Source organism: Candidatus Dadabacteria bacterium (genome assembly GCA_026706695.1).
Lineage (GTDB): Bacteria > Desulfobacterota_D > UBA1144 > Nemesobacterales > Nemesobacteraceae > Nemesobacter.
Genome location: JAPOYE010000110.1, coordinates 21,543 through 48,514, shown reverse-complemented (window position 1 = coordinate 48,514; position 26,972 = coordinate 21,543). Strand labels below are relative to the sequence as shown.

The following is a 26,972-nucleotide window of genomic DNA, read 5'->3' as shown; positions in this document are numbered from 1 at the left end:
CAATCAAAGCTTTTCTGAATTCCGGACTTTCCAGAGATTGTCCGTACAGAAGACAGAAAAAACTTGTCGGACAAAACACGATTTCTTTATTGCCGTATGTCCGGGAATCGAGTTTGGTAAGAGTACAGCAAATCAATTTTTTCGAACTGCTAAGTTGGTTTTTTTCGCCAAAACTAAGCAACGCTTTAAGCTGAGACGGGTTTTCAAGCGGTCTGTTGGACCACTTGATTTCAACCGCCTGAATGGGTTTTCCCAGTACGTCCATGATTATCAGATCAACCTCTCCGTTTTTCCATCTTGCATAATGTGGGTTTAGATATTCCGCGAAATGAAAAAAGTGGCTGAAAACAGCTGTCTCTACCAATCTTCCCAAGACGGCTTTGTTGCTCTTACTCACGGAACCGAACAGCGCTGGGTACATCGAGGCATTCCTTAAATAGACTTTGAATGTGTGGTTTCTTTTAAACTTCCGGACACTTCTGTCAACCCTATTTACGCGTTTTATCAGAAAAGCTGCTTCCAGATATTCCAGATATCTCAATATCGTATCTTTCGACACGTTTGAGTCTTGAGAAATGCCAGGCAGGTCAACTTCTTGTCCCGTGTTGTGGGAAAGCGTCACAAACAGCCTGTTTAGTTCTGCGATGTCTTGAATTCCGTACAGGCTTGGCAAATCCCGCAGAAGCACCTTATCTATAATATCGTCCTTGACGAAACGGGGGTTTTCTCTGGCGTCCTTCAGAAATACGGTTTCTGGGTAGCCGCCGAAATTTATATAATTTATGAACTCATTGTTTAAATCTTCAATTTTTTCGAGAATTCTGGGTTCAAAAGAACCGTCTTTTTGCAGAAAAGGGGATTTTTTATTAGTGTCCGAGAATCTTATATATTCATAGAACGTGAGAGGAGGAAGTGTAAAATCAGAGAATCTCCCGGCTCCGGATTCATTGCTTTTCAGTTTTAGCGCAGCAGCAGCCGAACCGGTAGCTACGAAACGGTGCTGCGGGTAGGAATCAACTAAGGATTTGAGGTGTCTCTCCCAGTCGCCTAAATACTGAATCTCGTCAAAAAAAACATAGCAACGCTCCTTTTGCGTTAAAGAGTTTAGTTCGGAGAACATAAGAAGTATTTTTTCAAGCCAGAGGCCTGAATACAGAGGATTGTCCAGAGAAACGTAGAGAATCCGCCGCGGTGGAACTTTTTCCTTTATTAGCTTGGCAATTGCCTGGTGAACCATAACAGTTTTACCGACTCTGCGCGGTCCCATCAGCACAATCGCCCTGTTAATTTTCTTCCTGTATACAAGTTCGAAAAACGGGGTTAAATAGACCCGTTCAGGATATTTTTTCCACCTGACATTGTTTCGGTTCTTCCACCAAGGGTTGTCAACACGCAACCGCTTGAGGATTTCTTCTTCGGGAACTTTCCGCATAGCGCTAAGTATGATAACGGTGAGAAAAGAAAAGTCAAATAAGCATAGTCGATTATCTTTATTTAACCATAAAAGCAATGGCTTAATAAGAGTAGCTTTCACGAGGGCAGAAGCCGGAATGCTTTAGACAGTCGAAAAATCTTTTTGATAGCAAAAAGTGTGTAGAAAACTTTTGTGGTTGATTCTGCAAAAACATCTCTTAGCTGTGACAGTCAGGTTTTCCGAGATAAGTTATAATCACGGAACTTCCTAGGTTAATTAGTGAAGTTGTGAAATGTTGGCTAGGCTTTTCCTTAAGAAATCTTTATTCCACACTCGTTCAAATAGCTGAATAGAGAGATAATTGTAACCTTGTATATAGTTTCCCATTGAAACCAATACGGATTGTATTTATAGGAGACTGTCATGACTGAAAATCTTGATCGGTTTGAACCGAAATGGCGTTTGTCTCCGCCTGGAGATACGATTCTTGACATTCTCGAAGAGAAAAACTGGGCTCAGGCTAAGTTCGCAGACCGTACCGGTTATACGACAAAGCACGTAAGCCGGCTTGTACAAGGCAAGGCGGCGATTACGGAGGATGCCGCGTTTCGACTGGAACGGGCGTTGGCGGCAGTGCGGAGTTCTGGCTGTCAAGAGAGGTGAAATATCGCGAGGTCACCAAGCGCTAAGCGTTTTCCGTTGCTTATCTCTAGCGAAAGAACCCTCTTCTTGGAGGTCTCCTTAAGAAAGGGAAACCGCAAAAGCTTTCTTTAGAGCTTCCGTAAAGAAAGAATATCGCCCAATCCTTTCTTTAACCGGCAGGTGCTCAGTGCTTAAAGTGCCTTTTTCCGGTAAAGATCATCGCCATCGAGTGCTCATCCGCTGCGGCTATCACTTCGTCGTCCCTTACGGATCCCCCGGGCTGCACTATTGCCGTGATTCCCGCACGCGCCGCCTCGTCAACTCCGTCTCTGAAAGGGAAAAACGCGTCAGAAGCGAGTACCGAGCCGTCGGTCGGAGTGCGGGCCTTCATCCCCGCGATCCTGACTGAATCTACCCTGCTCATCTGCCCCGCCCCTATGCCCACCGTCCGGAGGTCTCTTGCGTAGACAATGGCATTTGACTTGGTGTGCCGGCAGACTTTCCAGGCGAACCGCAGATCTTCCATTTCCTCGGGGGTGGGTTTTCTCTTGGTCGGGACCTTTATCTCTGAAAAATCATCTCCCCATCCCCTGTCGCTTTGCTGTATGAGCGCCCCTCCCGTCACTTTCTTTATGTCCCAGATGCCCGCCCCGCCGATATCCATGCCTCCCGAAAGAAGCACCCGCAGGTTCTTCCTTGCCCCAAGCAGCATGAGCGCCTTCTCAGAAAAACCGGGGGCTATCACGACCTCGGCGAACATGCCGGCTATCTCCCCGGCCGCGGTCTCGTCAACCTCCCTGTTAAAGGCGATTATCCCGCCGAAAGCGCTTTCCGGGTCGCATTCCCTCGCCCGGGAGAACGCCTCTGCCGGAGTGTTCCCGAGTGCCGCTCCGCAGGGATTGTTGTGCTTCACTATTACGCATGCGGTCTCTTGGAACTCCCTTACGAGCTCGAAGGCGGAGTCGGTGTCGTATATGTTGTTAAGGGAAAGCTCTTTCCCCTGGAGCTGTCTGGCGTTTGCAACGCAGTGCGCCCCTTCTATGCCGCCCTCCGTGTAGAAGGCCCCCAGCTGGTGGGGGTTCTCCCCGTAGCGAAGATCAAGCTTTTTTTCGAGGTGGAGGGTGTAGGTCGCCGGGAGCGGGTTTCTTTCGCCGTCAGGTTCGAGGAACGAGAGATAATTCGATATCGCCGCGTCGTACCTCGAGACGTAGGAAAAGGCCTTTGCCGAGAGGCGGAAATTGGTTTCGGGGGAGATTTTTCCCTTGTTTCTGCGAAGCTCCCTGAGCACGGCACCGTAGTCTTCGGGGTCGGTGAGCACGGTTACCGACGCGTGGTTCTTCGCCGCGGCCCGAAGCATCGCCGGCCCGCCTATGTCTATGTTCTCTATCGCTTCAGAAAACGTGGTTCCCTCTTTCGCGACCACTTCCTCAAAAGGGTAGAAGTTGACCACGAGCATGTCTATCGGCTCTATGGAATTCTCGGCCATTTCCCCAAGGTGGCGCTCATCGTCCCTCATTCCAAGAAGGCCTCCGTGTATTTTGGGGTGAAGCGTTTTCACCCTTCCTCCAAGTATTTCGGGAAACCCCGTGTAGTCCGATATTTCCGTCACTTTCGCCCCGCCGTCCCTAAGCCTCTTGGCGGTCCCTCCGGTTGAGAGCATCTCAACGCCGAGTTCCCCCAGGCCCTTTGCGAGCGTGGTTATCCCCTTTTTGTCGTAAACGCTTATTACCGCTCTTTTTATCTTTGTCATGAAATAAACTCCTTTTCGGAATCGGGGCGTGCCTCGGATGGAAAGGAATAATTCAGGTTATCACAGTCGCCCGGATTTTCAATTCTCTGCTTGCAAACAATATGGTACAATATCAGAGATCAGGCGTGTCGGCCGCGCCGGGTGAGCGCAGATGGAAAAGCAGAAATCGGCCCGACTCAAGGTAGGGGTTTTCGTCCTCGCATCGATCGCTATATTCGTTTACGGAGTTTTCACGATAAGCGGCCAGGAAGAGCTCTTTGAGAGGGAGTACAAGGTAAAGACCTACTTTAACAACTCGGCTGGGTTGCTCGAGGGTGCCTATGTGCGACTCTCGGGAGTGGGAGTGGGATCCGTGTCGACCATCCGTTTCTCGGACGATTCTTCCCTCGGGAAGGTTCAGGTCATAATGGAAATCAACAAGCGGGCGCTTTCCAGAATCTCGAAGGACTCCCACGCCACGATCAAGACCGAAGGACTTCTGGGGGCGAAGTTCGTCGAGATCGTTCCCGGCCAGGGAGAGAGCATAGGCAAGGCCCGCGACGGGATCGTGATCAGGGGTTACACGTCGCCCGAGATGCAGGAGATAATAAGCCAGTCAGAGGAATTCGTTACTAACCTCACGTCCATCTCCAGGAGTCTCGACAAGATAGTGGGGGCGTTTGCGGATGAGAAGCGGGAGGATTTCCTGCATACTCTCATCTACGACGAGCAGTTTGCGGCCGACATGCGGAGCTTCTCCTCCAACTTGGCCGAGATTTCCCGGATGATCAGGGAAGGAGAAGGTTCGCTTGGGGCACTTATAGTCGATCCCTCGGTTCACGACGCCCTTAAAGGAGTGCTGGGGGAGGCGGAGAGAAACAGGTTTGTTCGCTCCGCCGTTAGGTATATGATAGAAGAAAAGGAGAAGAGGGCGTCGGGAGAGCATTAGGGTTCAAGCGGACCTTGCTTCCGGCGACGTCTTGATATTGAATCAGAAAGTCTTAAGGAGGTAATAAAGATGTTAGCTAGAAGGTTTTTGGTTTTTTTGATTGCTTTGGTTTTCTGTGCCGTTCCGCTCACGGCCACGCACTCGGGTGAGGCCCCGCCGGCCCCGGCCAAGTCGTTTTCGCTTCCGGGCCCGCAGCTGGTAACCGGTGCTTGGATGTTCATCGCAGCCTACAAGGCCGACCCGGAGGTTTTGAAATCGATGCTTCCGGCGGGTCTTAAGCCCCATCCGAACAATCACGTGGTCATAAACATGTACACGGTTCCCGACAAGAACCAGACCTCGGGATTCGGGGCGTACACGCTCACCTATCTGACGATTGAGCTTGAAGGTCACAACTCGTACGTGATGGATTCCGATATAACCTACCCCGGAAGGTACTTCGTTCATTACTACAACAGCTCTCCCACGATGAGGGAGTTCACCAAGCCTGTCGGAATTCCCGCTCAGGAGGGAATGACCACCACCGTGGTAGAGAACGGAGTGCTTAAGACAAAGCTTGAAATCGGCGGACAGTCGATGATCGAGGCCACGGCCGAGGTCGGAAGCGAACTCGGAGGATTCGGCGGAGGACACCTTAACTACTTCGGGTTTATGGAGGACAAGGGAGTGGTCAAGTACCCGATCCCGTGGAACGGGGGAACGGTATCAATGGCTAACCCGAAAATAACGTTCACGGCTCCCGAGGGACATTCGCTTCACAAGCTTAAGCCGCTTGCGGATCCGACCTGGGCGATCTGGACCAAGGGAAGCTTCGTCTACCCCCAGTACCAGGTAGTTAACTGAAGGTAAGGTAAGTACATTTTTCAGGGTTGTATCCCGAAGCTTCTTGCTTCGGGATACAACCCTTTTTTTCCCCGAAAACCCCCATGACCAGATCGGATTATCCCGTTTTATTCGTAATAAGCGAGATAAACGCGTTTTTCATACTGCTTCTCTTCTTCACGCTTCGCGCCGAGATGCCCGGAGTGTACTCCAAGCTTGTGGGAGTGCAGTGGGGGATGTTCATACTGAGTCCCGTGATCCACTTTCTTTTTCTCGGGTTTTTCTCCCGTTGGTCCTCGCTGGTCCAGTTCGCAAAGTTCTGCGTCATAAGTTTTTCTAACCTCGTAATCGACTTCGGAATACTTAACCTGCTCATCTATTATTCCGGGGTGGCGGAGGGGATCCTCTACTCGGTTTTCAAGGCGGCTTCCTTTATTCTGGCAAACGTTAACGGCTATGCGTGGAACAAGTTCTGGACGTTTCGCAGCAAGGAGGTCGAGGGATGGATGAACCAGTTCATAAGGTTCTTCGCCGTCGTGGGCGTGGGGCTCGTGATAAACGTTACGGTTGCTTCGTACGTGGTTGCCGAATTTGGAGGTTCGGGGGGCTCCATCTCGTCCACGGTGTGGGCGAACATAGGAGCTGCGGTATCCTTGATATTCACGCTTTTCTGGAACTTCTTCGGCCTTAAGTATCTGGTTTTTAAGAAAAGGTCTTGATTGGTTCTGGTTTTTCAATTCGATAAATCGTTTGATTTTAGAACTCTCGAAGTTGAGACGTGAATTAAACTGCATTTGTCACAAACCTTAAATTAACAGCGTTTTTAATGTTAACGGCTCCATAGCTGTTGTGTTATTTCAATCGATCGCTTTTAATGCCAATTTGCATTACCCCGTAGTTTTTTAAATGCAACACTTCGTCTAGGAAACAAGAACTAAGCCTCTTTTTCTATATGAAGTCTGTACCAAAATTTTACTGTTTGACATTTGAATGAAAGAAGTTAGAATTGTATCAGTTTGGGAGCGAAGTACTTCAAATTAAATTGGGAGCGATATAAGTTGCTACATGAGAATTATAGCCAAGAAAAGGTTGCGGGAATTTTATGAGTGTTATAAAGATGCAGAGCAATCACTTCTCAGTTGGTATCGCGAGGTTGAGAAAGAAGATTGGGATACTCCTGCCGAGGTAAAAGAAAAGTACCGTAGTGCCAGTATCTTGGGGGACAATCGAGTGGTTTTTAACATAAAGGGCAATAAGTACAGATTAGTCGTGAAAATTAACTATAAATACCGCGTGGTTTATATACGTTTCGTGGGAACCCACGCGCAGTATGATCGTATAGATGCGGAGGAGGTATAAAAATGGTTAACGTAAAACCAATTCGTACCGAGGAAGACTATGAAGCTGCCTTGGCTCGTATCGACGAAATCTTTGAAGCCGAATTAGATAGTCCCGAGGGCGGAGAACTTGATGTTCTGGTTGACCTTGTTGAGCTCTACGAGAGCAAACATGTGCCAATGGGGTATCCAGACCCTATTGAAGCGATCAAATTTCGCATGGAGCAGGCAGGTTTGAATCAGCGCGACTTGGTTCCTTTCATAGGAAGCCGTGCGAGGGTTTCCGAAGTGCTTTCCGGGAAACGCGCCATAACTATGCCTATGGCGAGAGCTCTTCATGAACATATTGGTATTCCAGCCGAAGTGCTGATTCGCAATTCGGATGCAGGGCTTGAGAATCCCGAGGACGATATTCAGTGGGGCCGGTTCCCACTCAAAACTATGGCGAAGTGGGAGTGGATTCCAAGTGTTCCCAACTTGAAGGAGCGCGCTGAAGAAATTATTGGTGAACTGATTGAACGTGCAGGTGGTCGGGATGTGGCTTATGCTGCTTTTTACCGAAAGAATGATTACCGTCGCCTAAATGCCAAAACGGATCCGTATGCGCTCAAGGCATGGTGCTGGAAGGTGTTGGGTGCGGCGAACGAGAATCGTCCCGAGGTGGCTTACAAACCCGGAACCGTAACGTTGGATTTTCTGAGTCAGCTTGCACAAATGAGCTGGTCGGAAGAAGGACCGCGACTTGCGGCGGAGTTCTTGGCGAACAACGGTATTTCTTTTGTGACAGTCAGGCATCTGCCGAAGACATATCTTGATGGGGCGGCACTGCGAGGCAGTGACGGGAGGCCAGTCATTGGTCTTACTCTACGTTATGACCGGATTGATAATTTCTGGTTCTGTCTTTTACATGAGTTAGCCCATGTTGGACTTCATATTGACAATAACGAAGGGGACGCCTTTTTTGATGATTTAAGTTTGGGCGGAGCCAGATCTATGTTACAAGATGAAATGGAGACACAAGCAGACCAATGGGTTAAGGAAGCATTAATACCAAAAGCAGTTTGGGATACCAGCGAGGCCAGCAAGCAGCCAACTACCGCAGTAGCCGTTATGAATCTGGCAAGAGCTTTAAATATTCATCCGGCAATAGTGGCTGGCAGGGTTCGCCATGAACAAGGAAACTACCGCCTGCTCTCTCAGTTTGTTGGTACTGGAGAGATTCGCCGACAATTTACCCTCTTATGATATTTCTAAATGTTTTTCCACGAACTTAATTTTTTCGGATTGGGAAAAGCAGAATCATCAATACAAATCGGGCGGATTTGATATTAGTGCGACAACCAGAATTCAAATACAGCCTTCAGAGAGTGAGAGCGGGCGACGGGATTCGAACCCGCGACCCTTGGCTTGGGAAGCCAATGCTCTGGCCAGCTGAGCTACACCCGCAATATCCAAAGCACTCTATACGGATATCGCTTACAAATCAAACCCGGCACCGCGGACGGTTCTCCGGATAAGCGGCGCATGTTTCAGATATAATGTTTCCTGTGGAAAAGACTCGCCGGACAGGACACCTGCTCACAGAAAAAGTAAACCCGAGGACGGTCAGTATCGATGAACTTTCATGTTCTGAGATCATTGATCTTGTAAGCGGGGAAGACCAAGCGGCGTTTGAGGCCGTTTCCAGGGAAAAAGATTCCATCTCCCAGGCAGCGGAAATGGTTTTCCGCTCCCTTGAGCGTAGCGGCAGGGTCTTTTTCGTCGGGGCGGGGACAAGCGGGCGGCTCGGGGTAATGGAAGCTGCCGAATGCCCGCCTACCTTCGGAACGGGTCCCGAAACGGTGCAGGCGGTTATGGCGGGAGGGCGGGATGCAGTATGGAACTCGGTCGAGGGTGCTGAGGATTCCGCTACGGCTTCCGTGGAAGCCCTCCGTGACAAAAAACTCTCGGGGGACGACGTGGTCTTGGGAATCGCGGCGAGCTCCGGTACGCCGTTTGTGATATCAGCTCTTGAGTATGCAAAGACGGTTGGTTGCACAAGCATACTTGTATGCTGCAGCGAGCCAGAGAACACCCCGGCCGACTTGGTCATACCCCTTCTTGTCGGTCCTGAAGTGATAGTGGGTTCCACCAGGCTCAAGGCCGCTACCGCTACCAAGATGGTCCTTAACATGGTTACGACGACCGCGATGGTACTTCTCGGGAAAACTTACGGAAACCTGATGGTTGACCTTAAGCCCACATCGTCAAAGCTTGTCGACAGGGCAAGGAGAATCATAATGGACATATGTGGCGTGGGGGAAGAGGAGGCTGCCTCGCTTTTCCAGAAAGCCGGCGGAAATCTCAAGGTTGCCGTGGTAATGAAACTCGGCGGCCTCTTGCCCGAAGAGTCGGTCAAAGTGCTGCGGGAAAACGGCGGGTACTTGAAGAAAACCCTAAGGGGCATATCCCGCTCGGCGGGGAATTCGTAACTGGCCCCATGCTCATTCCGTCTGCTAAATCCTTTTTTCATCAGGTAACTTTTTCCGCGTGAACTGGCTTCGTCCGATAATTTCGAAGAAGGAAAAACTGGCCGTCGGTCTCATTTCCGGGACTTCGATGGACGGTATTGACGCGGCGCTGGTAAGGATTCGCGGCTCGGGAGAGGATACAGAAGTACAGGTTGAGGACTTTATCTGCCGGGAATACTCCGATGACGCAAGGAAGCTCCTTCTCTCTCCCGGTGCCTTGAACACCGCCTCACTGTCCGATCTTAATTTCCTGCTCGGCCAGGAGTTTGCCGCGGCGGTCTTTGATCTTCTGCGGAAGGCGGCACTCAAAACGACCGACATTGACTTGGTGGGCACCCACGGCCAGACGGTTTTTCATAACCCCCCTTCTCTGGGACAGGAGGTTTCCTCGACCCTTCAGCTGGGCGAAGCGGACGTTATCTGCGAGGCCACGGGAATTACCACGGTGGGAGATTTCAGGACTAGGGATATGGCGGCGGGCGGAGAAGGAGCGCCCCTTATCCCCTACGTCGACTACCTGCTGTTCTCCGGAACCGGTAAAAACGTAATAGCCCATAACATAGGGGGCATTTCCAACTGCACTCTGGTCACGAAAAAACTCGGGGAGCTTCTGGCTTTCGATACGGGACCCGGCAATTCCCTGATGGACTCGGTGGTGCGTCTTGCCTCGGGGGGCGAGAGGAGTTTCGATGAAGACGGCACGATAGCGGGGAAGGGTTCGGTTAATAAGGACATTTTCCGCAGGCTCATGAAAAATCCGTACCTTGATATAGAACCCCCTAAATCGACCGGCAGGGAGCTTTTCGGGGAGCGGATGGCGGGGAGGCTTTTTTCCCTTGCCCAGAAAAAAGGGGTATCTCTTCCCGATCTCCTGCGCACCCTTGTTGAGTTTACTACCTGCTCCATAGTTTCTGCCTATGAAAGATTCATTTACCCTCGTGCGGATGTGGAAGAAGTCGTGCTGAGCGGCGGCGGCGCCAGAAATTCCGTAATGGTCTCGAGACTTCGTGAGAAGCTCGCCCCGACGCGGCTTTGCCTCTCGGATGAATACGGCATTCCCGCAGATGCCAAGGAAGCTCTAGGATTCGCGGTGCTTGCGAATGAAACCGTGTGTGGAAACCGGACGAACGTGCCAGCAGTTACGGGAGCCCGGGATGCCACGTTTCTCGGAAAAATCTCGATTGGGAAGAATATCTTGTAAAAATGTATGAGAATCCTTCAGTCTTTTCGTCAAAAGATATCCCCGCGTCCCGGCGTGCGGCACAGTTTATTATGCCGAGAATCGATTTTCGGGACCCCGGCTCGGTCAAACGGGCGGAGCGTCTCGCGCGGGATTTCGGTGTCTGCGGCTTCATAATATTCAATGGGGATGTCGAGCGGGTGAGGGAGACCACGCGGAGGCTTTCGGATCTTTCCGAGTTTCCGCTTTTTTTCGGCTGCGACGTTGAAAGGGGCCTAGGTCAGCGCGTTTCGGGAGGGACTCTTTTTCCTTTCGCGATGGCCCAGGGGGCGATGGACGACGAGGAGCTTCTGAAGCGTCAGGCTATGATAACGGCCCGGGAGATGAGATACTGCGGGCTAAATCTTGCCTTCGCTCCGGTTCTTGACGTTAATTCCGAGCCACAAAACCCGATAATAAACGTAAGGGCGTTCTCTGATGATCCCGCGGTTGTCTCGAAACTGGGAGGAGTTTTTGCGGAGACCATGCAGAAAGAGGGAGTGCTAGCCTGCGGGAAGCACTTTCCGGGCCACGGCGCCACACTCGAGGATTCACATGCCTGCCTTCCTACAGTCGAAAGGTCTCTTGAGCGTCTCATGGAATCGGATCTTCTGCCTTTTCGGGAAGCGATTGCGAAAAGGCTTCACTGCGTGATGCCGGCCCATGTCTGTTATACCGCCCTTGACCCTCTCGGAGTCCCTGCCACCCTATCGGAACCGATTCTGCGGGGCCTTCTGCGCGGAAAACTCGGATTCAACGGCCTGATCGTCTCGGATTCCTTCAGAATGGACGCGCTGGGAGGGGATGAGCGGGAGGAGGAAAACATTCTGGCGGCTCTTGCGAGCGGAGTGGACATAGTTCTTGACCCAAGGGACCCAGAGGGATTCCTCGAAAGAAGGGCGGAGGATGACTTTTTTAAAGATCCGGCCCGGGGAGAATCTCTCTCCAGGATATCCTACGCGAAGGGGCTTTTCGCCTCGGGCGGGGAGGAAGTTCCGCCACCCGATTTTAAGAAAAACCGCGAGGAGGCAGGGGAAATCGCCCGCCGCTCGGCCTGTGTTGTTCGAGGAGGCAGACTTCGCGGCGAAAAAGTCTCGGTCTTTCATTTTGGCAGGGAAGATACGGAGGAGCTTCTGGCCGGGATTCGCGAGGGATTTTCCGAGGGAGGAGTGACGTTGGAGAAGAGCTTTTGCTGCCCCGAACTGCCGCCAAGGGAAAATGTCTCCTCGCTCGTGTGCGTTTTATCCGCAGCCCCGGCAGGATGGACGGAGAACTGCATTGTTCCCCCGGCGATAGCCGATTACGTAAACGGTCTTTCCTCCTTTCCGGATGAAAAAATTCTGCTTACCTTCGGCTCTCCCTATCCCGCAGCCGAGTTTCCCTTTTTCGATACCGTGATCTCGCTTTTCGATTCCTCGCGCGCGGCGGGCCGCGCTGCCGCGGAAATTCTTGCGGGAGAGCGGACGTCGGCTGCTAAGCTTCCGGTGAGAATAGATCCATGAAACTCCACGCCGTAGACTGGATGCTGCTCGGCCTCTACCTGGTCTTTTCCCTGGGTGTAGGCCTTTATTTTTCAAGGAGGGCGTCCGGAAGTCTTTCAGACTATTTCGTTTCGGGGCGCGGGCTTCCCTGGTGGCTTCTTGGAACCTCGATGGTCGCCACCACTTTTGCCGCCGACACCCCGCTTGCCATAACCGGGTGGATAAGGACCGAAGGGATATGGAAGAACTGGTTCTGGTGGAACTACATCTTCAGCCACGCGCTCGTGATAGTGGTTTTCTCGAGACTCTGGAGAAGGGCTCAGGTTATAACCGACAACGAACTGATAGAGCTTCGCTACGGGGGCCGCCCCGCCGCGTTTCTCCGGGGGTTTAAGGCGTTTTATTTCTCGACGATTTTTAATTTCATAGTGATGGGGTGGGTTATAACCGCGATGATCAAGGTGTTTGAGGTCTTTTTCGGAGTGGGGCAGATATACGCGGTTTCGCTTTGCGTAGGAATCGTGCTCATCTACACGGTCTTCTCCGGGCTCTGGGGAGTCGTGATAACGGATTTCGTACAGTACGCGATAGCCCTCGGCGGCACGATCATACTCGCGGTCGTGGTAATAAATTCTGACGCGGTCGGAGGGTACGGGCAGTTCGTAAGCAAAATCGCGGAGCTTCCCCCCGAGCAGACCTCCATGTTCATCACGCAGGCTGCAGGCACTGAAGAGTTTTTTTCCTCTGACTTTTTCACATTCCTTATTTTCATGACTGTTGTCTGGTGGTCCTCCCACAACGCTGACGGTGGAGGTTACTTCATACAGCGGCTTTGTTCCGCAAAAGACGAGAGACATGCCCTTGCGGGCACGGCGTGGTTTGCGCTTAACCATTATGTGCTTCGCCTCTGGCCGTGGGTTCTGGTTGCACTGGCTTCGGTGGTAATCTTTCCCGAGGCGGCCGGAGTGGCGGGAGGGGATGATGAGTCAGTTTACCTTGTGATGATCAGGGACTTTCTCCCGCCGGGTCTTCGGGGTCTTCTGCTGGTTTCCTTTCTCGCGGCGTTTATGTCCACGGTATCGACGCACCTTAACTGGGGGGCTTCGTATCTAGTGAACGATCTTTACAGGAGGTTCGTGCGGCAAAGCGCCCCGCAGCGCCATTACGTGGCGGTCTCGAGGATCGCAACCGTGGTGCTTGCCGTTATCGCGGGCGCAGTGGCGCTTCAGATAAAAAACATAGGGGACGCCTGGATATTTCTCTGGGCCATGAGTTCGGGAATCGGCCTTGTGCTCATACTCAGGTGGTTCTGGTGGAGGATAAACGCCTGGAGCGAGATAGTGGCGCTTGCATCGTCGCTTGCGACCATACTGGTTCTGATTCTCTACACAGAGGCCAGAGGCATTCCGCTTGAACTGCGCCACCAGATACTTGTCGTTCCCGTCTCGATAGCCTGCTGGGTTGCGGCCACTTTCGTCACCGCTCCCGAGTCCTGGGAAAAACTCTCGGAATTCTATTCGAGGGTAAGGCCCCCTGGCCTCTGGTCCCCTGTCCGCAAGAAAGCGGGGATTGCGCCGGGGCGGGGAGTCTTCTCTTCTGTTCTTCTTAACTGGTCGCTTGTCGTATCCTTTCTTCTCTGTTTCATGATAGGGACGGGAAAGCTCGTTCTGGGAGACGTAGAAACCGCGCTCTGGCTTCTTTGCGGCTCGGCACTTGCGCTTGCCCTCATCCTTTACCGCCGCGGCAGTTTTTTCCGCTAGCGGCTTCAGTATTTTCCCTTTCTGTGGTATATAGATGGTTGCTATGGCGATAAACGTAAAAGTGCTTGAGCGACCGCGGCTTTCTTTCTGGGAGAAGCTTTACATTCCCCAGGTGCTAAAGGGCCTTATGATCACCATAAGGCACATCACGCGTCACCAGCCGATAACCGTGAAATACCCCGAGGAGGTAAAAGCGCTTCCCGAGAACTACAGGGGGCTTCACGTGATGCCTGCCGATGACGAGGGCGAGATAAGGTGCGTTGCGTGCAAGCTCTGCGAGATCGCGTGTCCCACCCAGGCTATCTCCATAGTCTCGGAACCCGCGGACGATTACGGAATCGAGAGAAGGCCCAAGGTATACAACATAGATTTCATGCGCTGCGTTTTCTGCGGCTTTTGCGTCGAGGCCTGCCCGTGCGATGCGCTTCGGATGGGAATGAAGTATGAACTCTCTTCGTATAACCGCGCGGGACTCGTTCACACCAAAGGGGTTTTCTTCGACCCTAACGTAAAAAGCGACGCCCCGAGGGACAACGCGAACTTTCTTTACAAGATGGGCAAAGGGGAGATACTCGATTCCCCAGAGGAAATTTCAAAAATAATGGGACTTGACGGCACCTACTCCGAGAAACCGGATACGCCTCCGGCCACATGAAGCGCCCGCTTCAGGGTTTCCGACCAAACTTATTCATCCGGCTCCATACATAGCATGCCCGTTTGAGCAATCTTCACCCGTACGCAGGCAGAGTAATACCGCAAAGCCCGAGCATGGAGTCATCCTGAGAGGAGAAGTTAACTTCTGATCAGTTCTGTGGGAGATGTTTCGGACGACTAAAGCCAGTCGTCTTCGAATCCATCGTCCAGGCGCTGGTGAAATGCCCCGGTGTCCAGACTGTTTTTAAAACCCCTGAACTTAAGCAGCCCGGAGATCGCGGGTTTTATCTTGCTTCTTTCGACCACCAGGTGAACGCCGCCGCTTTCCTCGTAGAACTCAGAGGACATTATTTTCGGATCGACCCCGCGTCCGCCGCTTGTGAGCTTTACAACCCGGTCTCCGGCAAATGCGATTGTCGCTCTTTTCTCCGCTATTATAAAGTCTCCCTGGACCGAGTAGCTCGCGAGGGCTCCTCCGGTCGTCGGGTGGCCGAGTATGGAGATGTTCGGAAGCCCGTTTTCTTTAAGCCTCATAATCGCTGATATGGTTTTCGCCATCTGATACAGCGCCACGGTGCCTTCCTGCATCCTGGCTCCTCCGCTTACCGTTATCGTTATCAGGGGAAGCCTGTTTTCTATGGCGTAGCTGACGATCCTGTTCATCTTCTCGCCGAAGACGGAACTCATTGACCCGCCCATGAAACGGAAGTCGCAGACCGCCACCGCCACGGGTATGCCGAACATGGTCCCGTAACCCGTTACAAGGGAATCCTTGGAGTCGGTTTTCCCGGCGAGTTTCTGTATTGAAGACGAATAGTTAAAGAACTTGTAGACCGAATCCACGTCCTCAAGGGAAAGACCCGGTTCTACTTCGTGAAAGGACGCCTCGTCCAGAAGAAAGTCCAGATAGTCATCGGAACTAAGCGCTTCGGGGCGGCCGCAGTAAGGACACGAGGAATTGTTCGCGTGCAGTTCCTTTTTCGTAAGCTGTTTCTTGCAACCGGGGCGTATAATTTTTCCCTGACCGTCTTTTTCGTCGTTGCAGAAGTGAGGTTCCGATCCGTAGATGGCTATCTGCATTTCCGAGATATCGGGATTTTCCTTTCTTCCGCTGAAGTAGTTAGGGAGCCAGGCCTTTATTTTCTTTGCGATCCCCCCGTAGAGTCTCTCCCGCTTTTTTATGCGGCCACACTTCTCGATTTTCCTGCGCAGTTCCTGGCGCAGGTGCCTCACGTCGAAGCGGTCAACTTCATTGGAGGCGGCGGTCAGGGATGCCTGCAGGTTCTTAAGTGTCGATGGGATGTAGTTGTTTCTTCCAAGAGGAGCCTCTTTTACTATCTCGTCTATTATTCCGTATTTCTTCATGTGGGTCGCCGTGGGCTGCAGCACCTCAAGCGCTTCCGCCACTTTGTCCGCACTTCTGAAAAGGATGGCGGAACAGCCTTCGGCCGTTATTACGGAATATTCGGCTCTCGAGAGCATGAGCCTCCTGTGTCCCAGCTGTATGGCGATCGCGCCGCCGCTTCCCCCGAGCCCGAGCACCGTGGTTATCGTTTTCGTTCTTATGGAGATCATCTTTGACTGGCAGTAGGAAATCAGCCAGGACTGAAGCTTTTCGGCCGAGTATTCATAGGGATCTCCACCAATGGTGTCGATGAACGTGTAGAGCTTGAGACGGTGCTGCTCTGCGTATTCCATCATGCACAAAGACAGCCCGTAGCCGTCGGCCTTGACCATTCCATAGTTAAGCGTAGTTCTTTCCTTTTCGCTCGAGGGGGTCTGCTGGGCTATTACGGCCACTTCCTCACCGGTGCCCTTAAACACTGCGGTGCCTACTATGACGGCGGGATCGTTAGCGAACTCGATCTTCTTCCCTGAGGGGGCGTGGATAAAGTTTCTGAATCCGTAGAGCTTGTTCCAAGGAGTAAAGTCGGTGAAGATGGTTCCGATCAGGTGTTTTGACTTGATCCTGTCGTAGCTTTTTGCCTCTTCGTGGGCCTTAAGTGTTTTTGCCGTTGATGCCATGATGTACTCTGTGCCGACTGCCTAGCAGGTCTGCTGCCTGTATAAGTATATAATCAAATCTGTTTATCCGAAAAAGAATACGTTTTTCCGAGAATCTGGTTTCTGCGGTTTTTTGCAAATACAGAAACCATGATCCGTTACCCCACACAACGCCTCACAGACAAAAAGCCTGCTTTTCCGGCCCGTCCACATTCAATGAATCCTCCGCGCCAAGATTCGCCGCGGGATCCGGCAAAGGTTTTGTGGGGAAAATCTGGATGTTGCGGATTTTTCTATGCGGTGAAAGACTGTCCGCAGCCGCAGGAACCGGTCGCGTTAGGGTTTTCGATTGCAAAGCCCTTTCCGTCAAGACCATCCTTGAAATCAAGAACCGATCCGTCGAGATAGGTGTAGCTGATCTCGTCGATAGCGACCTTTATGCCGTCGGACTCGATCAAGTTGTCTCCTTCATCGGTCTCGTCGTCAAATCCCATCTCGTAGGAAAACCCGGAACAGCCCCCGGGCACTATCCTTACCCTGAGAAACGCATTTTCGATGTCGTCTTCGGCAAGCAGCCTTTTTATTTCATCTACGGCTTTGGGAGTTACGGAAAACATAATTCCTCTGCCTCCTCGCAGTGTAAATTTCTTTTACCACTCCACTAACAAAATACATCTGCCGGGGACGATTGTCAAAGCGTAAGCGGTAAGTGTAGGAAACAAATTAAATGGTAATTAGGTCTTTAAGTCAATGAACTCAAATGAAGTTCAAGGAGGTTTTAATTATGAATCGTAAGAAACGTGAAAAAACGAACGCATATGGTCAAGCATATCTACGAAGCCATTCAGACGGCGTGAAGCCGCTACAAGATTTGGTCGAAGCTGCCTTCCATTATTATATAGACATATTTCAAATTCCTGATCGTCATCGCCAGGAGGAAGTTGACTAACAGTTTCGGGAATTTCCACTGTTATCGTAATTACAGGTCCGTCACTCATTTAACGGATTAGCTATTTGGGGCCATTACACAGGCTTTTATTGAACCATCCTCATTTTTAAGATGCTCTGCATAAGCTTCAGCTTCGCAGCCACCTTCCTCGACCATCTCCTGCGGAACCATTATGTACGGACAAACAACGGACGGATTACCTTCCGGACGTGTAGCTCCTCCACCCCAAAACCCAACATATAAATCCCCTCTTTTCCTAAGATAGAGAACTCCGGGATTAACAAGTTCCCCTTCTCTCGTTGCCGTTACGTAAGAGGCGGCTATACGGTTTTGAGTCTTTATACCTATATATCCGAACACCGCTTCATCAAAGACTTCGCCCGTTTCCCCTGATGCAGCAAAATTAGAACTGCCAACAACTACCTCATCTTCCACTATCAAATTCAGGTCCTCACTCTGACAGTCATCCATGTTGTTTTCATCAACGCTGTTAAAGAAACCCTTCATCTTTATTGTCGTGGGCTCAGGTTCCATGTCTGAGCCATTATCGTCATCACAAGAAGCCAAACCTATGACAAAGAAAGCCGTCAATAAAAGCAAAAATCTTTTCACAATAAAAACCTCCATTAACAGTAAGCCAAAACCATTGCCTCAACTAAACACAGGATAAAGAATTCAATAAATAGCAAAGTTTCTCTCATCGCCCATATCAAACGGGGCAGTAGATGCGAAGGGTGAATGGTGAATGTTAGTATCTGGTCAGATAGCCTACTAGCATATTTGACTACCGCCCATTCCTCACTATATCAATATGTGCAATAGAACGCAATGCTAGCTTTCTTTATCTTCCATAAATTCCTCGTAGATGGTGGTTTCCTCATCTACGGATGGTGTTCAGGTCGGTCTAGGTACGTACGTCGGTATAACTAACATGAATGTGCATTGTCAAGCATTTGTTCAGAAGAAGTCAGTTAAGCAGTAACTCTGTCCGGTTCGTAGATCCCTCCTGCAACCAAAAATCTAAGACCGGACAATTAGTTTATTGCTAACAAGCGTAAGCGGTAAGCAGTGGCGCTAGTTTGCCCCGCTGCCCAGGTTTATTGTATAGTTTTCGGCGTGAGCAAAACGGCCTACCTTATAATCGATTCGAGCGAGCGCAACTCTGACCTTTACCACAGAACCGGCTTTTTCGTTCCGGACCCTGTTATTTTTTTTGAACACGACGGGGAAGGAACACTGGTTCTCAGCGACCTTGAGCTTGAGCGGGGGAAAAAAGAGGCAAGAGTAGAGCGGGTCATCTCACTTGGGGAGTGGGTTGCCAAGATTCGCGGTGGCAAGAGAAAAAGGCCCGGTATTGCCGAGGTGGCCGCGGCAATTCTCAGGGAAAGAGGGGTAAGGAGCCTGGTTGTCCAGAGGTTTTTTCCGGTTTCCTATGCCGACGCGCTCCGGGGAGCCGGTTTTTTCGTCAGGACCGCGAAAACGGATTTTCTTTTTCCCGGGCGCCTCAGGAAATCCCCGGCGGAAGTTTCACTCATAAAGAAGGCGCTTTACGCTACGGCATGGGCCATGAGGATTGCTATTTCAATTATATCGGATTCAGTGGTGAAGGGTTCCGTGCTTTACCGCGACGGCAAGCCCCTTACCTCCGAGATAGTGCGTTCCGCCATAAGCTCCTATCTTGCCGAACGGGGGTATCTGGCTTCAAACACCATAGTGGCCGGAGGGGTTCAGGGCTCCATGCCCCACGAGAAGGGCTCAGGACCTCTTAAGGCCGGGTGGCCGGTGGTGATCGACATTTTCCCGAGATCCCAGGAGAACGGCTACTTCGGCGACATGACGAGGACGGTTGTTAAGGGCGAGCCCTCGGCTGAACTTCTGAGAATGTACGACACCGTTTTGCGCGGTCAGAAAATCGCGCTCTCCATGATAAAAGACGGCGTGAGATCGAAGGACGTGCACGGCGCGGTAATAGATTTCTTCACGGAACGGGGGTTTCCTACCACGGCTTCGGGTTCCGGAAGCCCCGAAGGGTTCATACATTCCACGGGCCACGGTCTGGGGCTTGACATCCATGAGCCGCCGAGAATCGGTCCCGGAAACGAGATTCTTAAGGAGGGAAATGTTGTTACTGTAGAGCCCGGTCTTTACTACGAGCGTCTCGGGGGAGTCAGGATAGAGGACGTGGTCTTGGTCACGCGGGACGGAAACCAGAACCTGACCCGGTGTTCGAAGAAATTTCGGGTCTAGGGTGCCTCAGGAGTTATGAAAGAGGAAAAGACTTTTGACGATATAGTTTCGCTTGCAAGGCGTCTGCGCGCTCCGGGAGGCTGTCCATGGGACAGGGAGCAGACGCTCGAGTCGCTTCGGGCGTACGTTCTCGAAGAGGCCTACGAGGTAATACAGGCAATAGAGCTTGGGGATACGGACGGACTCGTAGAGGAGCTTGGAGATTTCCTTTTCCAGGTTGTCTTCATCTCCCAGATAGCAAGCGAAGAGGGGAAATTCGGCATAGGCGATGTTACCCAGAGACTCCACGACAAACTCATAAGAAGGCACCCTCACGTGTTCGGTGAGAAAAAAGCCAAGGACGCGGACGAGGCCTTAAGGACTTGGAACGCCGAGAAGCTCAAGGAAAAAAAAGGGAGGGCCGATCTGGAGGAAATACCGAGAGCCATGCCCTCTTTGATGAGGGCGCAGAGGGTTGGCGAGAAAGCGGCCCGCGCCGGGTTTGACTGGAACGACGTTTCTTCGGTTTTTGCTAAGGTAAAAGAGGAACTGCTTGAGCTTGAACGGGAAATGGAGGCCGGAGAGAAAAACAGATCCCGGGAGGAGTGGGGAGATCTTGTTTTTTCCGTAGTGAATCTGGCAAGACATCTTGACATCGACGCCGAGACTACGTCTCATGGGGCCGTCGAGAAGTTCATAGAGAGATTCTCCCGGTTCGAAGAGAAAGCGCGGACCGGGGCAAAAGAAATAAGCACTCTTTCCATGGAGCAGATGGACGAGATCTGGGAAGAGGTAAAAAAGACGTAGTTTCCCTCGCTTCAGGGGTATTCTTTGCCCGTGAACGGTTCTTGAATTGAGAGATACAAGGAGAAAATATATGAGACATTTTACGGGCAACGGGTGTCTTTGGCTTGTGGCGGTTCTTTTGGCGGCCACCTTGTCGGTGACGGATGGAGCGGCGGAAGGTTTTTATGTAGGGCTTGAAGCGGGTTTTTCAAAGTCGGGAGACATGGACGTTTCCCAGTCCTTGATTGATCATCCAACCCGATGCGATTCGTTCCTTTACCCTTCCGGTGCGACTCCACCGATGGACGCGGAGTGCACCACCGAAAAGACAACTATCATTGCAAACGTGTTTGCCCCCGGCGCTGGCTTCGCGGGGGGCGCGACCCTTGGTTACGCATTCGGCAACGGGCTGCGTTTTGAGGCGGAGTATCTAAACCGCCGCCAGGGCTCGCAGAGAAGGCTCGCGCGCCTCGGTTCCGGCGGCGGCGAAACGTTTGATCAGAAGGAGAGCGAATGGGACGAGAACGATCTTCCTTCAGAACGCGTGTATGACCTCAGCGCTCATCATTTCTTCCTGAACGCCTACTACGACCTGCGCAACGACTCGCCCTTTACGCCTTATATCGGGGGCGGTATAGGTGTGGGTTCGACGGAAATGCGTTACTCTGCCAGATTTTTGCGCAGGAGCGATCTGGGCACGGAACCGTGGCAGATGGCCGCGGCGGGTACGGTCAGCGACATAGATACAGAGCTGGGAAAAACCAGGTTCGGCTTTCAGGTTGTGGGCGGAGTCGACTACGCGCTCAGCGACGATCTTTCAGTCGGCGCCAAGGCCCGCTGGACGCGCCTTAGCGATTTTGACCGCGACGACCTGTCTTGGAAGCGGGTCAGAGGCCACGAACCCATACGCGCCGACGGCGTTACGCCGCTTACGACCGATTTCGAAGTGGGTGACACAGACAGCTGGACCTTCACGGTCGGGCTCAAGTATTACCTCTGAGGCTCTTTATTCCTGTCTGGCGACAAGCGTTCCCAATAGCTTCCAGCCTTCTTTTACATAGACTCCGCTTGCCGCGGCGCAGTCCTCGGTATAAACAAGAGAGTCATGCTTTACCGAGCGGTTCGCGGAATCAAGTATGGCAAATGGGACGGGTTCGTTCGAGTGGGTCCTGAGGTCTATGGGGGTGGGATGGTCTGAGAGCACCAGCACCCTGTATTCGCCGAACTGCTCCATCCCCGCGAGTGCAGGCCCCACTACCTTTTGGTCAAAATCCTCGATCGCCTGTATTTTAAGGCTCGCGTCTCCGACATGACCCGTTTCGTCCGTTGCCTCTATGTGGATCATTGCGAGGTCCACGCGTTGCAGCGACTCAATAGCGCCGCTCACCTTTCCCGCGTAGTTGGTGTCGAGGTACCCGGTCGCTCCCGGAACCTCGATCACTTCCATCGCGGCGAATATTCCTATCCCCTTTACGAGGTCGACCGCCGATACCACTGACCCGGTGATTCCGTAAAGCTCCTGAAGGGACGGCATGTCGGGTTTTGTCCCCTCGCCCCAGAGCCATATGGAGTCTGCGGTGTTTTTCCCTTCGGCTCTTCTTTTTGCGTTCACGGGGTGGTCTTTAAGTATCCTCCGGGATCTCTCCATGAGGTTCAGGAGTTTTTCCGCCCCGTCTCCCGAAGGAAGCCAGGGAGCGATTTCCTTTCCGGAAATGTCATGAGGTGGAGTCGTTTGAATACCGCTGTTTCCTCCGCGCCAGAGCAGAAGATGCCTGTAGCTTACCCCCTGGCTTAGGGAGAACTCCTCCCCGTCGAACTCTTTTTTTAGATCCTCGATGATCCCGGCCGCATCATCGTCCGTTATGTGCCCGGCGCTGTAGTCCTCCATGACCGTCCGGCCGTTTCTCTCCGCGAGAGTTACAAGATTGCATCGCACCGTAACGTCCGTCTCCCCGAGCGAAATCCCAATGCTCGCAGCTTCAAGGGGAGATCTTCCCGTGTAGTATTCCGTGGGATCGTAGCCCAGCACCGCCAGGTTTCCCACGTCGCTTCCCGGAGGGAGAGGATCCGGAATGGTTTTTGCGATTCCGAAAATCTCGGCCCGCTTGGCGATCGCGTCAAGGTTGGGAGTGGCGGCGACTTCAAGCGGAGTCCTTCCCTCAAGCTCGGGGAGCTTGTGGTCGGGCATGCCGTCGCCTTGGAGGACAAGGTATTTCACGGTGAGAAGAGGGTATATGTAAATTCAGGGGAATCAAGGCTCAGGATATGTCGGCGGCGTATTTTTTAAGATCCGAGAGATCTATGATTTTGAGCACCGATTCATGGGTCGACTGAAGAAAAACCGGGGGAGCCACACCGCCGTCAAGTGCTTCTTTCCAGCGAAGCGCGCAAAGACACCACCTGTCTCCGGGTTTCAGCCCATCAAAACCGAACTCGGGGCGGGGGGTTATGAGGTCGTTTCCCCTGGATCTCGAAAATTCGAGAAATTCCTCCGTCATCTCCGCGCAGACCAGATGAAGCCCCACATCCTCGACTGCCGCTCTGCAGCAGCCATCCCTGAAAAATCCGGTCATCGGATCCGTGCTACATTCTTTTAGCTCTTCGCCGAATATGTTTTTCTCTTCCGTTTTCATCCCGTGTTTTCGGTAAAAGACTGCGCCTTACGGTAAATATTATATATTGTTTTACCGAGTTAGGTATATAATTCTCAGTCAGAAGATGTCCGATTTCATACTCAAGGAAAAACCCCGCACGCTTGCCGGAGAGATAACCCCTCCCGGCGATAAATCCATTTCCCACAGAGCGATCATTCTAGGCTCGCTTGCGCGGGGAAAGACCAGGGCAAGCGGGTTTCTCGCTTCCCAGGATACCCTTGCTACGGCGAACGCTTTTAGAAGCATGGGGATCGAGGTGGAAGTAGGCGCGGGAGGAGTGGAAATTGCGGGAAGGGGGCTTTTCGGCCTCAAGGAGCCCCGCAAGACCATAGACGCTGAAAATTCGGGAACCACCGCTAGGCTGCTCACGGGAGTTCTAAGTGCCCAGAGCTTCCCCTCGACCATTACCGGGGATGATTCCCTGCGTCGCCGTCCCATGTCCAGAGTGACTGTCCCGCTTCGCAGCATGGGGGCCAGGATATCGGGGGAGGGGGAAGTCCTTCCGCTTCACATAACAGGCTCGGAACTTCAGGGAATAGATTACAGATCTCCAGTGGCAAGTGCGCAGGTAAAATCCACGATTCTGCTCGCGGGACTCTATGCTGCGGGAAGGACGAGCGTGACAGAACTCGAAAGAACCCGGGACCACACCGAAAGGATGCTGCGCTACTTTGGAGTTCCGGTGCAGATAAGCGGAACATGTGTCTCGGTAAGCCAGGGAGTGGAGTTTCCGGGAACCGAGCTTGAAATCCCCTCGGACATCTCATCGGCGGCTTTTTTTATCGTCGCCGCGCTTCTAAACCCGGGATCGGAAATCATGGTGAAAAACGTCGGGCTTAACCCGCTTAGAACCGGGGTGCTTGATATCCTGTGGGAAATGGGGGCCGACATCTCGGTTGAGAACCGCCGCCAGTGCTGCGGGGAACCGGTAGGGGATCTAATTGCCCGCCACGGTGCGCTTCGCGCCGTGCGCATAGAGGGGGAGTCGGTGTCGCGGGCCATAGACGAATTTCCCGTTATTTCCGTGGCTGCGTGTTTTGCCGAGGGCGAAACGGTGATAAGCGGCGCGGGGGAGCTTCGGGTAAAGGAAACCGACCGGATAAGCGCCATGACAGGTGAGCTTTCGAAACTTGGCGCGGACATAAGCGAAACACCGGACGGCATGATTATAAACGGCACGGGGGAGCTTCGCGGAGCCCGGTGCGAGAGCCGCGGAGACCACCGGATTGCCATGTCTCTTGCCGTCGCTGCCACGCGGGCCCGGGGGGAGACGGTGATCGGGGACGCCGGATGCGTTTCCATTTCATTTCCTGAATTCTTCCCGCTTTTCGAGGCTCTTTTAGATTCCAAATGAAACGAGACGGCGACAATATCGTTACCATAGACGGACCTTCGGGAGTGGGGAAAAGCACCGTTGCCAGACGAGTTGCCGACCTGCTCGGTTTTTCGTGTCTTGACACGGGCGCCATGTACAGGGCCGTGGCGCTTAAGGTAAGCGAGGCGGAAGTTGACCCCAACGATCCCGCTTCGCTCTCGCGGCTTCTTTCCGGAACTATGGTGGAATTCTCTCCGGAGGGCCTTGTTTTCCTTGACGGGCGCGACGTCTCGAAACTTATAAGGACGGAGAAGATCTCTTCCCTTTCCTCCGAACTCGCGGAGCTTGCCGAAGTAAGGGAATTTCTCATCGGCATTCAGAGAAAGATCGGGGAAGGGGAAAACATAGTTGCCGAGGGAAGGGATATGGGAACCTATGTTTTTCCCGGGGCAAGGTATAAATTCTACCTCGACGCTACGGTCGCCGAGAGAGCGAAAAGGAGATTCCTTCAAAGTAAACGGGGAGATATTCCCCTCTCCGATGTCGAAGACGAGCTTCGCAGAAGGGACCGTCGTGACACGCTTCGCGCGGAGAACCCACTTCGTCCCGCCCAGGACGCCGTGGTGATAGATACGACCCGAATGAGCGCCGAAGATGTGATTGCGGCGATATTTCTTCGCACAAAAGATATCTCTTTCCGCGGCGATTGAAAACAATTTTTCTTCCCTAGCGCTCTTTTCATTTTAGACAGTTTTCATGTAACCTTGCCTTTATTAGTAAAAGACTGATGGCAAAGGCGGCTAAACAAAATGACTCAGGATAATGGTGTTACGGATTCTAATGAGAAAAGCTTTGAGGAGTTACTTGATGAAAGTATGGAATCGCGCTTGAGCGAGCCCGAGAACGGGGAAATAGCGAAAGGAAGGGTCATAAGGGTTGATTCTGATGCTGTTTTCATAGACCTCGGGTTTAAGTTCGAGTGCATAGTTCCCATAAACCAATTTCTAAACAAAGACGGCGAATATGAAGTCTCGGTGGGCTCGGAGATAGAGGTTCTGGTCGAAAGACCTAATCCGAACACCGTCAGGGCTTCCAAACAAAAAGCAGACCAGATCAGAGAAAAAAGGGCGATCGAGGAAAAGTTCAAGAACAAAGAACCGGTCGTCACTAAGATTCTAAACAGAGTTAAGGGTGGTTTTAACTGCGATATAGGGCGGCATACCCCCTTCAAGGTATTTCTTCCCGGTTCCCAAGTTGGCCTGCGACCGGTTGCGGATTTTGACGAGATGGTAGGACAGACGATCGAAACCCGCATTATTCAGAACAACGACAACGGTATAGTGGTGTCGAGAAGGGCGATTCTCGAAGAAGAGAGAGAGGAGAAAAAGAAGGAGACGCTTGCCACTATATCGGAAGACCAGACTGTTTCCGGAAACGTGGTGAAGATAATTGACGCCGGGGCTTTCGTGGATATAGGGGGCATAGAGGGTTTTGTCCCGATAGGAGAGCTTTCCTGGGGGAGGGTAAGGCATCCGGGGGATGTCCTCAAAGAAGGCGAGGACATCCAGGTCAAGATTCTTCGCCTTGAGATCGAAAACGGGAAAATAACTCTCGGGGTGAAACAGACCACCGAGGATCCGTGGGAGAGCATACAGGAAAGATACCGAATCGGCGACAGAGTCAAGGGCAAGGTAGTCTTCGCGGCAGAATTCGGCGTGTTCGTCGAGCTTGAACCCGGGATAGAGGGGCTTGTGCACGTAAGCGAACTTTCCTGGGTTAAGAATTTCCGTCATCCAAGTGAAGTAGTTTCAGTCGGAAGCGAGATAGAAGTCGCGGTTCTGGGAGTAAAGCCGAAGGAAAGAAGAATTTCGCTGAGCCTCAAGCAGATACAGGAAAACCCATGGGATGAGTTCAAGCGGAACAATCCTCCTAACACGAGGGTTAGCGGAACCATAAGAAACGTTACGGAACTCGGGGTTTTTGTCGAAGTTGCCCCGGACATGGTCGGGCTCGTGCGTCCGGAAAATCTGAAGTGGGAGGGGGAAATCAGCCCCCTTGAGGTTTTCTCAAGCGAAGACCTGGGAAAGGAAATAGAGCTTATTGTGCTGAATGTCATCCCGAGGCAGAGAAAAATCGGGCTTGGAGTCAAGCAGCTCACCCCGGACCCGTGGAACAAGGTGCTTCGGGACTACAAGGTGAACGAAACCGTGGTCACCTCCAAGATAGAGGAAATTCTCGAGAGCGGCGTCACCGTGGCGCTTGCCGACGACGTAACGGGATTTTACGCCATCCGCGAATTTCAGGACGATGAGTTCAGCAAGGAATCCATTAAGGTTGGAGACGAGATAAGCGGTCTCGTCACGGGTTTTAACAAGCCCAAGCATCAGGTGAATCTCAGCCGCAGAAGGCTTGAGAAGAAGCAGGAAAAAGACACGATGAGAGACTTCGCGTCTTCCCAGCAGGAAAGTTCCTCCAAGCTCGGGGACATCCTGAACGAAAAGCTCAAGGCCCTTGACTGAGG

General features: G+C 52.1%; 24 protein-coding genes and 1 tRNA gene. 17 read left to right on the top strand and 8 right to left on the bottom strand.

Annotated elements, in window-relative coordinates; all coding sequences use genetic code 11:
- Positions 1 to 1,432, bottom strand: a 1,432-nt coding sequence (locus OXG10_08740) for an ATP-binding protein (protein MCY3827440.1), incomplete at its 3' end; no start/stop codon positions are given.
- 405 nt (positions 1,433 to 1,837) lie between these two features.
- On the opposite strand from OXG10_08740, the gene OXG10_08735 reads away from it, so the two are divergent.
- The gene (locus OXG10_08735; protein MCY3827439.1) at positions 1,838 to 2,077 is read left to right on the top strand and encodes a helix-turn-helix domain-containing protein; all 240 of its coding nucleotides are present in this window, start codon (positions 1,838 to 1,840) and stop codon (positions 2,075 to 2,077) included.
- A gap of 163 nt (positions 2,078 to 2,240) precedes the next feature.
- Here OXG10_08735 and purH read toward each other — a convergent pair whose 3' ends face one another.
- A complete protein-coding gene (gene purH, locus OXG10_08730) occupies positions 2,241 to 3,806 on the bottom strand; it encodes a bifunctional phosphoribosylaminoimidazolecarboxamide formyltransferase/IMP cyclohydrolase (protein MCY3827438.1) in 1,566 nt (521 codons plus the stop codon).
- A 151-nt stretch (positions 3,807 to 3,957) separates the two neighbouring features.
- Here purH and OXG10_08725 point away from each other — a divergent pair, with 151 nt between their 5' ends.
- The 5 genes from OXG10_08725 to OXG10_08705 all read left to right on the top strand — a co-directional run bounded on the left by OXG10_08725 (position 3,958) and on the right by OXG10_08705 (position 8,138).
- On the top strand, positions 3,958 to 4,734 hold the full coding sequence (locus tag OXG10_08725; GenBank protein ID MCY3827437.1) for an MlaD family protein: 777 nt from the start codon (positions 3,958 to 3,960) through the stop codon (positions 4,732 to 4,734).
- 69 nt (positions 4,735 to 4,803) lie between these two features.
- A complete protein-coding gene (locus OXG10_08720) occupies positions 4,804 to 5,577 on the top strand; it encodes an acetoacetate decarboxylase family protein (protein MCY3827436.1) in 774 nt (257 codons plus the stop codon).
- A gap of 83 nt (positions 5,578 to 5,660) precedes the next feature.
- Positions 5,661 to 6,275, top strand: a complete 615-nt coding sequence (locus tag OXG10_08715; GenBank protein MCY3827435.1) for a GtrA family protein — start codon at positions 5,661 to 5,663, stop codon at positions 6,273 to 6,275.
- Positions 6,276 to 6,621: 346 nt separating this feature from the next.
- Positions 6,622 to 6,915: a type II toxin-antitoxin system HigB family toxin gene (locus tag OXG10_08710; GenBank protein ID MCY3827434.1), complete on the top strand. Its 294-nt coding sequence runs from the start codon at positions 6,622 to 6,624 to the stop codon at positions 6,913 to 6,915.
- Positions 6,916 to 6,917: 2 nt separating this feature from the next.
- Positions 6,918 to 8,138: a transcriptional regulator gene (locus OXG10_08705; protein MCY3827433.1), complete on the top strand. Its 1,221-nt coding sequence runs from the start codon at positions 6,918 to 6,920 to the stop codon at positions 8,136 to 8,138.
- A 127-nt stretch (positions 8,139 to 8,265) separates the two neighbouring features.
- Here the strand turns inward: OXG10_08705 and OXG10_08700 are convergent.
- Positions 8,266 to 8,339: transfer RNA gene (locus tag OXG10_08700), tRNA-Gly, on the bottom strand.
- 101 nt (positions 8,340 to 8,440) lie between these two features.
- Between OXG10_08700 and murQ the strand changes: the two genes are divergently transcribed.
- The 5 genes from murQ to OXG10_08675 all read left to right on the top strand — a co-directional run bounded on the left by murQ (position 8,441) and on the right by OXG10_08675 (position 14,518).
- Entirely contained in the window at positions 8,441 to 9,364 is a 924-nt protein-coding gene (gene murQ / locus OXG10_08695; protein ID MCY3827432.1) for an N-acetylmuramic acid 6-phosphate etherase, read from the top strand.
- 58 nt (positions 9,365 to 9,422) lie between these two features.
- Positions 9,423 to 10,604 carry an anhydro-N-acetylmuramic acid kinase gene (locus OXG10_08690; GenBank protein ID MCY3827431.1) on the top strand — a complete coding sequence of 394 codons (1,182 nt, stop codon included), beginning with the start codon at positions 9,423 to 9,425 and terminating at the stop codon, positions 10,602 to 10,604.
- Positions 10,605 to 10,675: 71 nt separating this feature from the next.
- Positions 10,676 to 12,124: a glycoside hydrolase family 3 protein gene (locus OXG10_08685; GenBank protein MCY3827430.1), complete on the top strand. Its 1,449-nt coding sequence runs from the start codon at positions 10,676 to 10,678 to the stop codon at positions 12,122 to 12,124.
- Complete coding sequence (locus OXG10_08680; protein MCY3827429.1) at positions 12,121 to 13,863, top strand: Na+:solute symporter; 1,743 nt, start codon at positions 12,121 to 12,123, stop codon at positions 13,861 to 13,863. Before OXG10_08685 ends, OXG10_08680 begins: the two co-directional genes overlap by 4 nt.
- Positions 13,864 to 13,897: 34 nt before the next feature.
- Positions 13,898 to 14,518 (top strand): NADH-quinone oxidoreductase subunit I, encoded by a 621-nt coding sequence (locus OXG10_08675; protein MCY3827428.1) that lies wholly within the window; start codon positions 13,898 to 13,900, stop codon positions 14,516 to 14,518.
- A gap of 176 nt (positions 14,519 to 14,694) precedes the next feature.
- Here the strand turns inward: OXG10_08675 and OXG10_08670 are convergent, their stop codons facing one another.
- The 3 genes from OXG10_08670 to OXG10_08660 form a co-directional block, all read right to left on the bottom strand.
- On the bottom strand, positions 14,695 to 16,542 hold the full coding sequence (locus tag OXG10_08670; GenBank protein MCY3827427.1) for a hypothetical protein: 1,848 nt from the start codon (positions 16,540 to 16,542) through the stop codon (positions 14,695 to 14,697).
- Positions 16,543 to 16,814: 272 nt separating this feature from the next.
- Positions 16,815 to 17,138, bottom strand: a complete 324-nt coding sequence (locus OXG10_08665) for an iron-sulfur cluster assembly accessory protein (protein ID MCY3827426.1) — start codon at positions 17,136 to 17,138, stop codon at positions 16,815 to 16,817.
- A 389-nt stretch (positions 17,139 to 17,527) separates the two neighbouring features.
- Positions 17,528 to 18,082 carry a hypothetical protein gene (locus OXG10_08660; protein MCY3827425.1) on the bottom strand — a complete coding sequence of 185 codons (555 nt, stop codon included), beginning with the start codon at positions 18,080 to 18,082 and terminating at the stop codon, positions 17,528 to 17,530.
- A gap of 504 nt (positions 18,083 to 18,586) precedes the next feature.
- Here OXG10_08660 and OXG10_08655 point away from each other — a divergent pair.
- The 3 genes from OXG10_08655 to OXG10_08645 all read left to right on the top strand — a co-directional run bounded on the left by OXG10_08655 (position 18,587) and on the right by OXG10_08645 (position 21,482).
- Entirely contained in the window at positions 18,587 to 19,717 is a 1,131-nt protein-coding gene (locus OXG10_08655; protein MCY3827424.1) for a Xaa-Pro peptidase family protein, read from the top strand.
- Between the two features lie 15 nt (positions 19,718 to 19,732).
- Positions 19,733 to 20,503: a nucleoside triphosphate pyrophosphohydrolase gene (gene mazG / locus OXG10_08650; GenBank protein ID MCY3827423.1), complete on the top strand. Its 771-nt coding sequence runs from the start codon at positions 19,733 to 19,735 to the stop codon at positions 20,501 to 20,503.
- A gap of 70 nt (positions 20,504 to 20,573) precedes the next feature.
- Positions 20,574 to 21,482, top strand: a complete 909-nt coding sequence (locus OXG10_08645; GenBank protein ID MCY3827422.1) for an outer membrane beta-barrel protein — start codon at positions 20,574 to 20,576, stop codon at positions 21,480 to 21,482.
- Positions 21,483 to 21,488: 6 nt separating this feature from the next.
- Here OXG10_08645 and OXG10_08640 read toward each other — a convergent pair whose 3' ends face one another.
- A complete protein-coding gene (locus tag OXG10_08640) occupies positions 21,489 to 22,700 on the bottom strand; it encodes a cofactor-independent phosphoglycerate mutase (GenBank protein ID MCY3827421.1) in 1,212 nt (403 codons plus the stop codon).
- Between the two features lie 40 nt (positions 22,701 to 22,740).
- Complete coding sequence (locus OXG10_08635; GenBank protein MCY3827420.1) at positions 22,741 to 23,115, bottom strand: DUF2237 domain-containing protein; 375 nt, start codon at positions 23,113 to 23,115, stop codon at positions 22,741 to 22,743.
- An 85-nt stretch (positions 23,116 to 23,200) separates the two neighbouring features.
- Between OXG10_08635 and aroA the strand changes: the two genes are divergently transcribed.
- The 3 genes from aroA to OXG10_08620 all read left to right on the top strand — a co-directional run bounded on the left by aroA (position 23,201) and on the right by OXG10_08620 (position 26,970).
- Positions 23,201 to 24,490, top strand: a complete 1,290-nt coding sequence (gene aroA / locus OXG10_08630) for a 3-phosphoshikimate 1-carboxyvinyltransferase (protein MCY3827419.1) — start codon at positions 23,201 to 23,203, stop codon at positions 24,488 to 24,490.
- Positions 24,487 to 25,161 (top strand): (d)CMP kinase, encoded by a 675-nt coding sequence (cmk, locus tag OXG10_08625; GenBank protein MCY3827418.1) that lies wholly within the window; start codon positions 24,487 to 24,489, stop codon positions 25,159 to 25,161. Before aroA ends, cmk begins: the two co-directional genes overlap by 4 nt.
- A 99-nt stretch (positions 25,162 to 25,260) precedes the next feature.
- Complete coding sequence (locus tag OXG10_08620) at positions 25,261 to 26,970, top strand: 30S ribosomal protein S1 (protein MCY3827417.1); 1,710 nt, start codon at positions 25,261 to 25,263, stop codon at positions 26,968 to 26,970.
- The last annotated feature ends 2 nt before the right edge of the window (positions 26,971 to 26,972 follow it).

Bases quoted from the DNA above. Each gene is read 5' to 3' on its own strand.
- OXG10_08665 (MCY3827426.1), bottom strand. From the start codon at position 17,138: ATGTTTTCCGTAACTCCCAAAGCCGTAGATGAAATAAAAAGGCTGCTT.
- OXG10_08685 (MCY3827430.1), top strand. From the start codon at position 10,676: ATGCCGAGAATCGATTTTCGGGACCCCGGCTCGGTCAAACGGGCGGAG.
- OXG10_08705 (MCY3827433.1), top strand. From the start codon at position 6,918: ATGGTTAACGTAAAACCAATTCGTACCGAGGAAGACTATGAAGCTGCC.
- OXG10_08680 (MCY3827429.1), top strand. From the start codon at position 12,121: ATGAAACTCCACGCCGTAGACTGGATGCTGCTCGGCCTCTACCTGGTC.
- OXG10_08620 (MCY3827417.1), top strand. From the start codon at position 25,261: ATGACTCAGGATAATGGTGTTACGGATTCTAATGAGAAAAGCTTTGAG.
- OXG10_08720 (MCY3827436.1), top strand. From the start codon at position 4,804: ATGTTAGCTAGAAGGTTTTTGGTTTTTTTGATTGCTTTGGTTTTCTGT.
- OXG10_08635 (MCY3827420.1), bottom strand. From the start codon at position 23,115: ATGAAAACGGAAGAGAAAAACATATTCGGCGAAGAGCTAAAAGAATGT.
- OXG10_08710 (MCY3827434.1), top strand. From the start codon at position 6,622: ATGAGAATTATAGCCAAGAAAAGGTTGCGGGAATTTTATGAGTGTTAT.
- mazG (MCY3827423.1), top strand. From the start codon at position 19,733: ATGAAAGAGGAAAAGACTTTTGACGATATAGTTTCGCTTGCAAGGCGT.
- aroA (MCY3827419.1), top strand. From the start codon at position 23,201: ATGTCCGATTTCATACTCAAGGAAAAACCCCGCACGCTTGCCGGAGAG.
- cmk (MCY3827418.1), top strand. From the start codon at position 24,487: ATGAAACGAGACGGCGACAATATCGTTACCATAGACGGACCTTCGGGA.
- OXG10_08735 (MCY3827439.1), top strand. From the start codon at position 1,838: ATGACTGAAAATCTTGATCGGTTTGAACCGAAATGGCGTTTGTCTCCG.
- OXG10_08675 (MCY3827428.1), top strand. From the start codon at position 13,898: ATGGTTGCTATGGCGATAAACGTAAAAGTGCTTGAGCGACCGCGGCTT.
- OXG10_08645 (MCY3827422.1), top strand. From the start codon at position 20,574: ATGAGACATTTTACGGGCAACGGGTGTCTTTGGCTTGTGGCGGTTCTT.
- purH (MCY3827438.1), bottom strand. From the start codon at position 3,806: ATGACAAAGATAAAAAGAGCGGTAATAAGCGTTTACGACAAAAAGGGG.
- OXG10_08670 (MCY3827427.1), bottom strand. From the start codon at position 16,542: ATGGCATCAACGGCAAAAACACTTAAGGCCCACGAAGAGGCAAAAAGC.
- OXG10_08715 (MCY3827435.1), top strand. From the start codon at position 5,661: ATGACCAGATCGGATTATCCCGTTTTATTCGTAATAAGCGAGATAAAC.
- OXG10_08725 (MCY3827437.1), top strand. From the start codon at position 3,958: ATGGAAAAGCAGAAATCGGCCCGACTCAAGGTAGGGGTTTTCGTCCTC.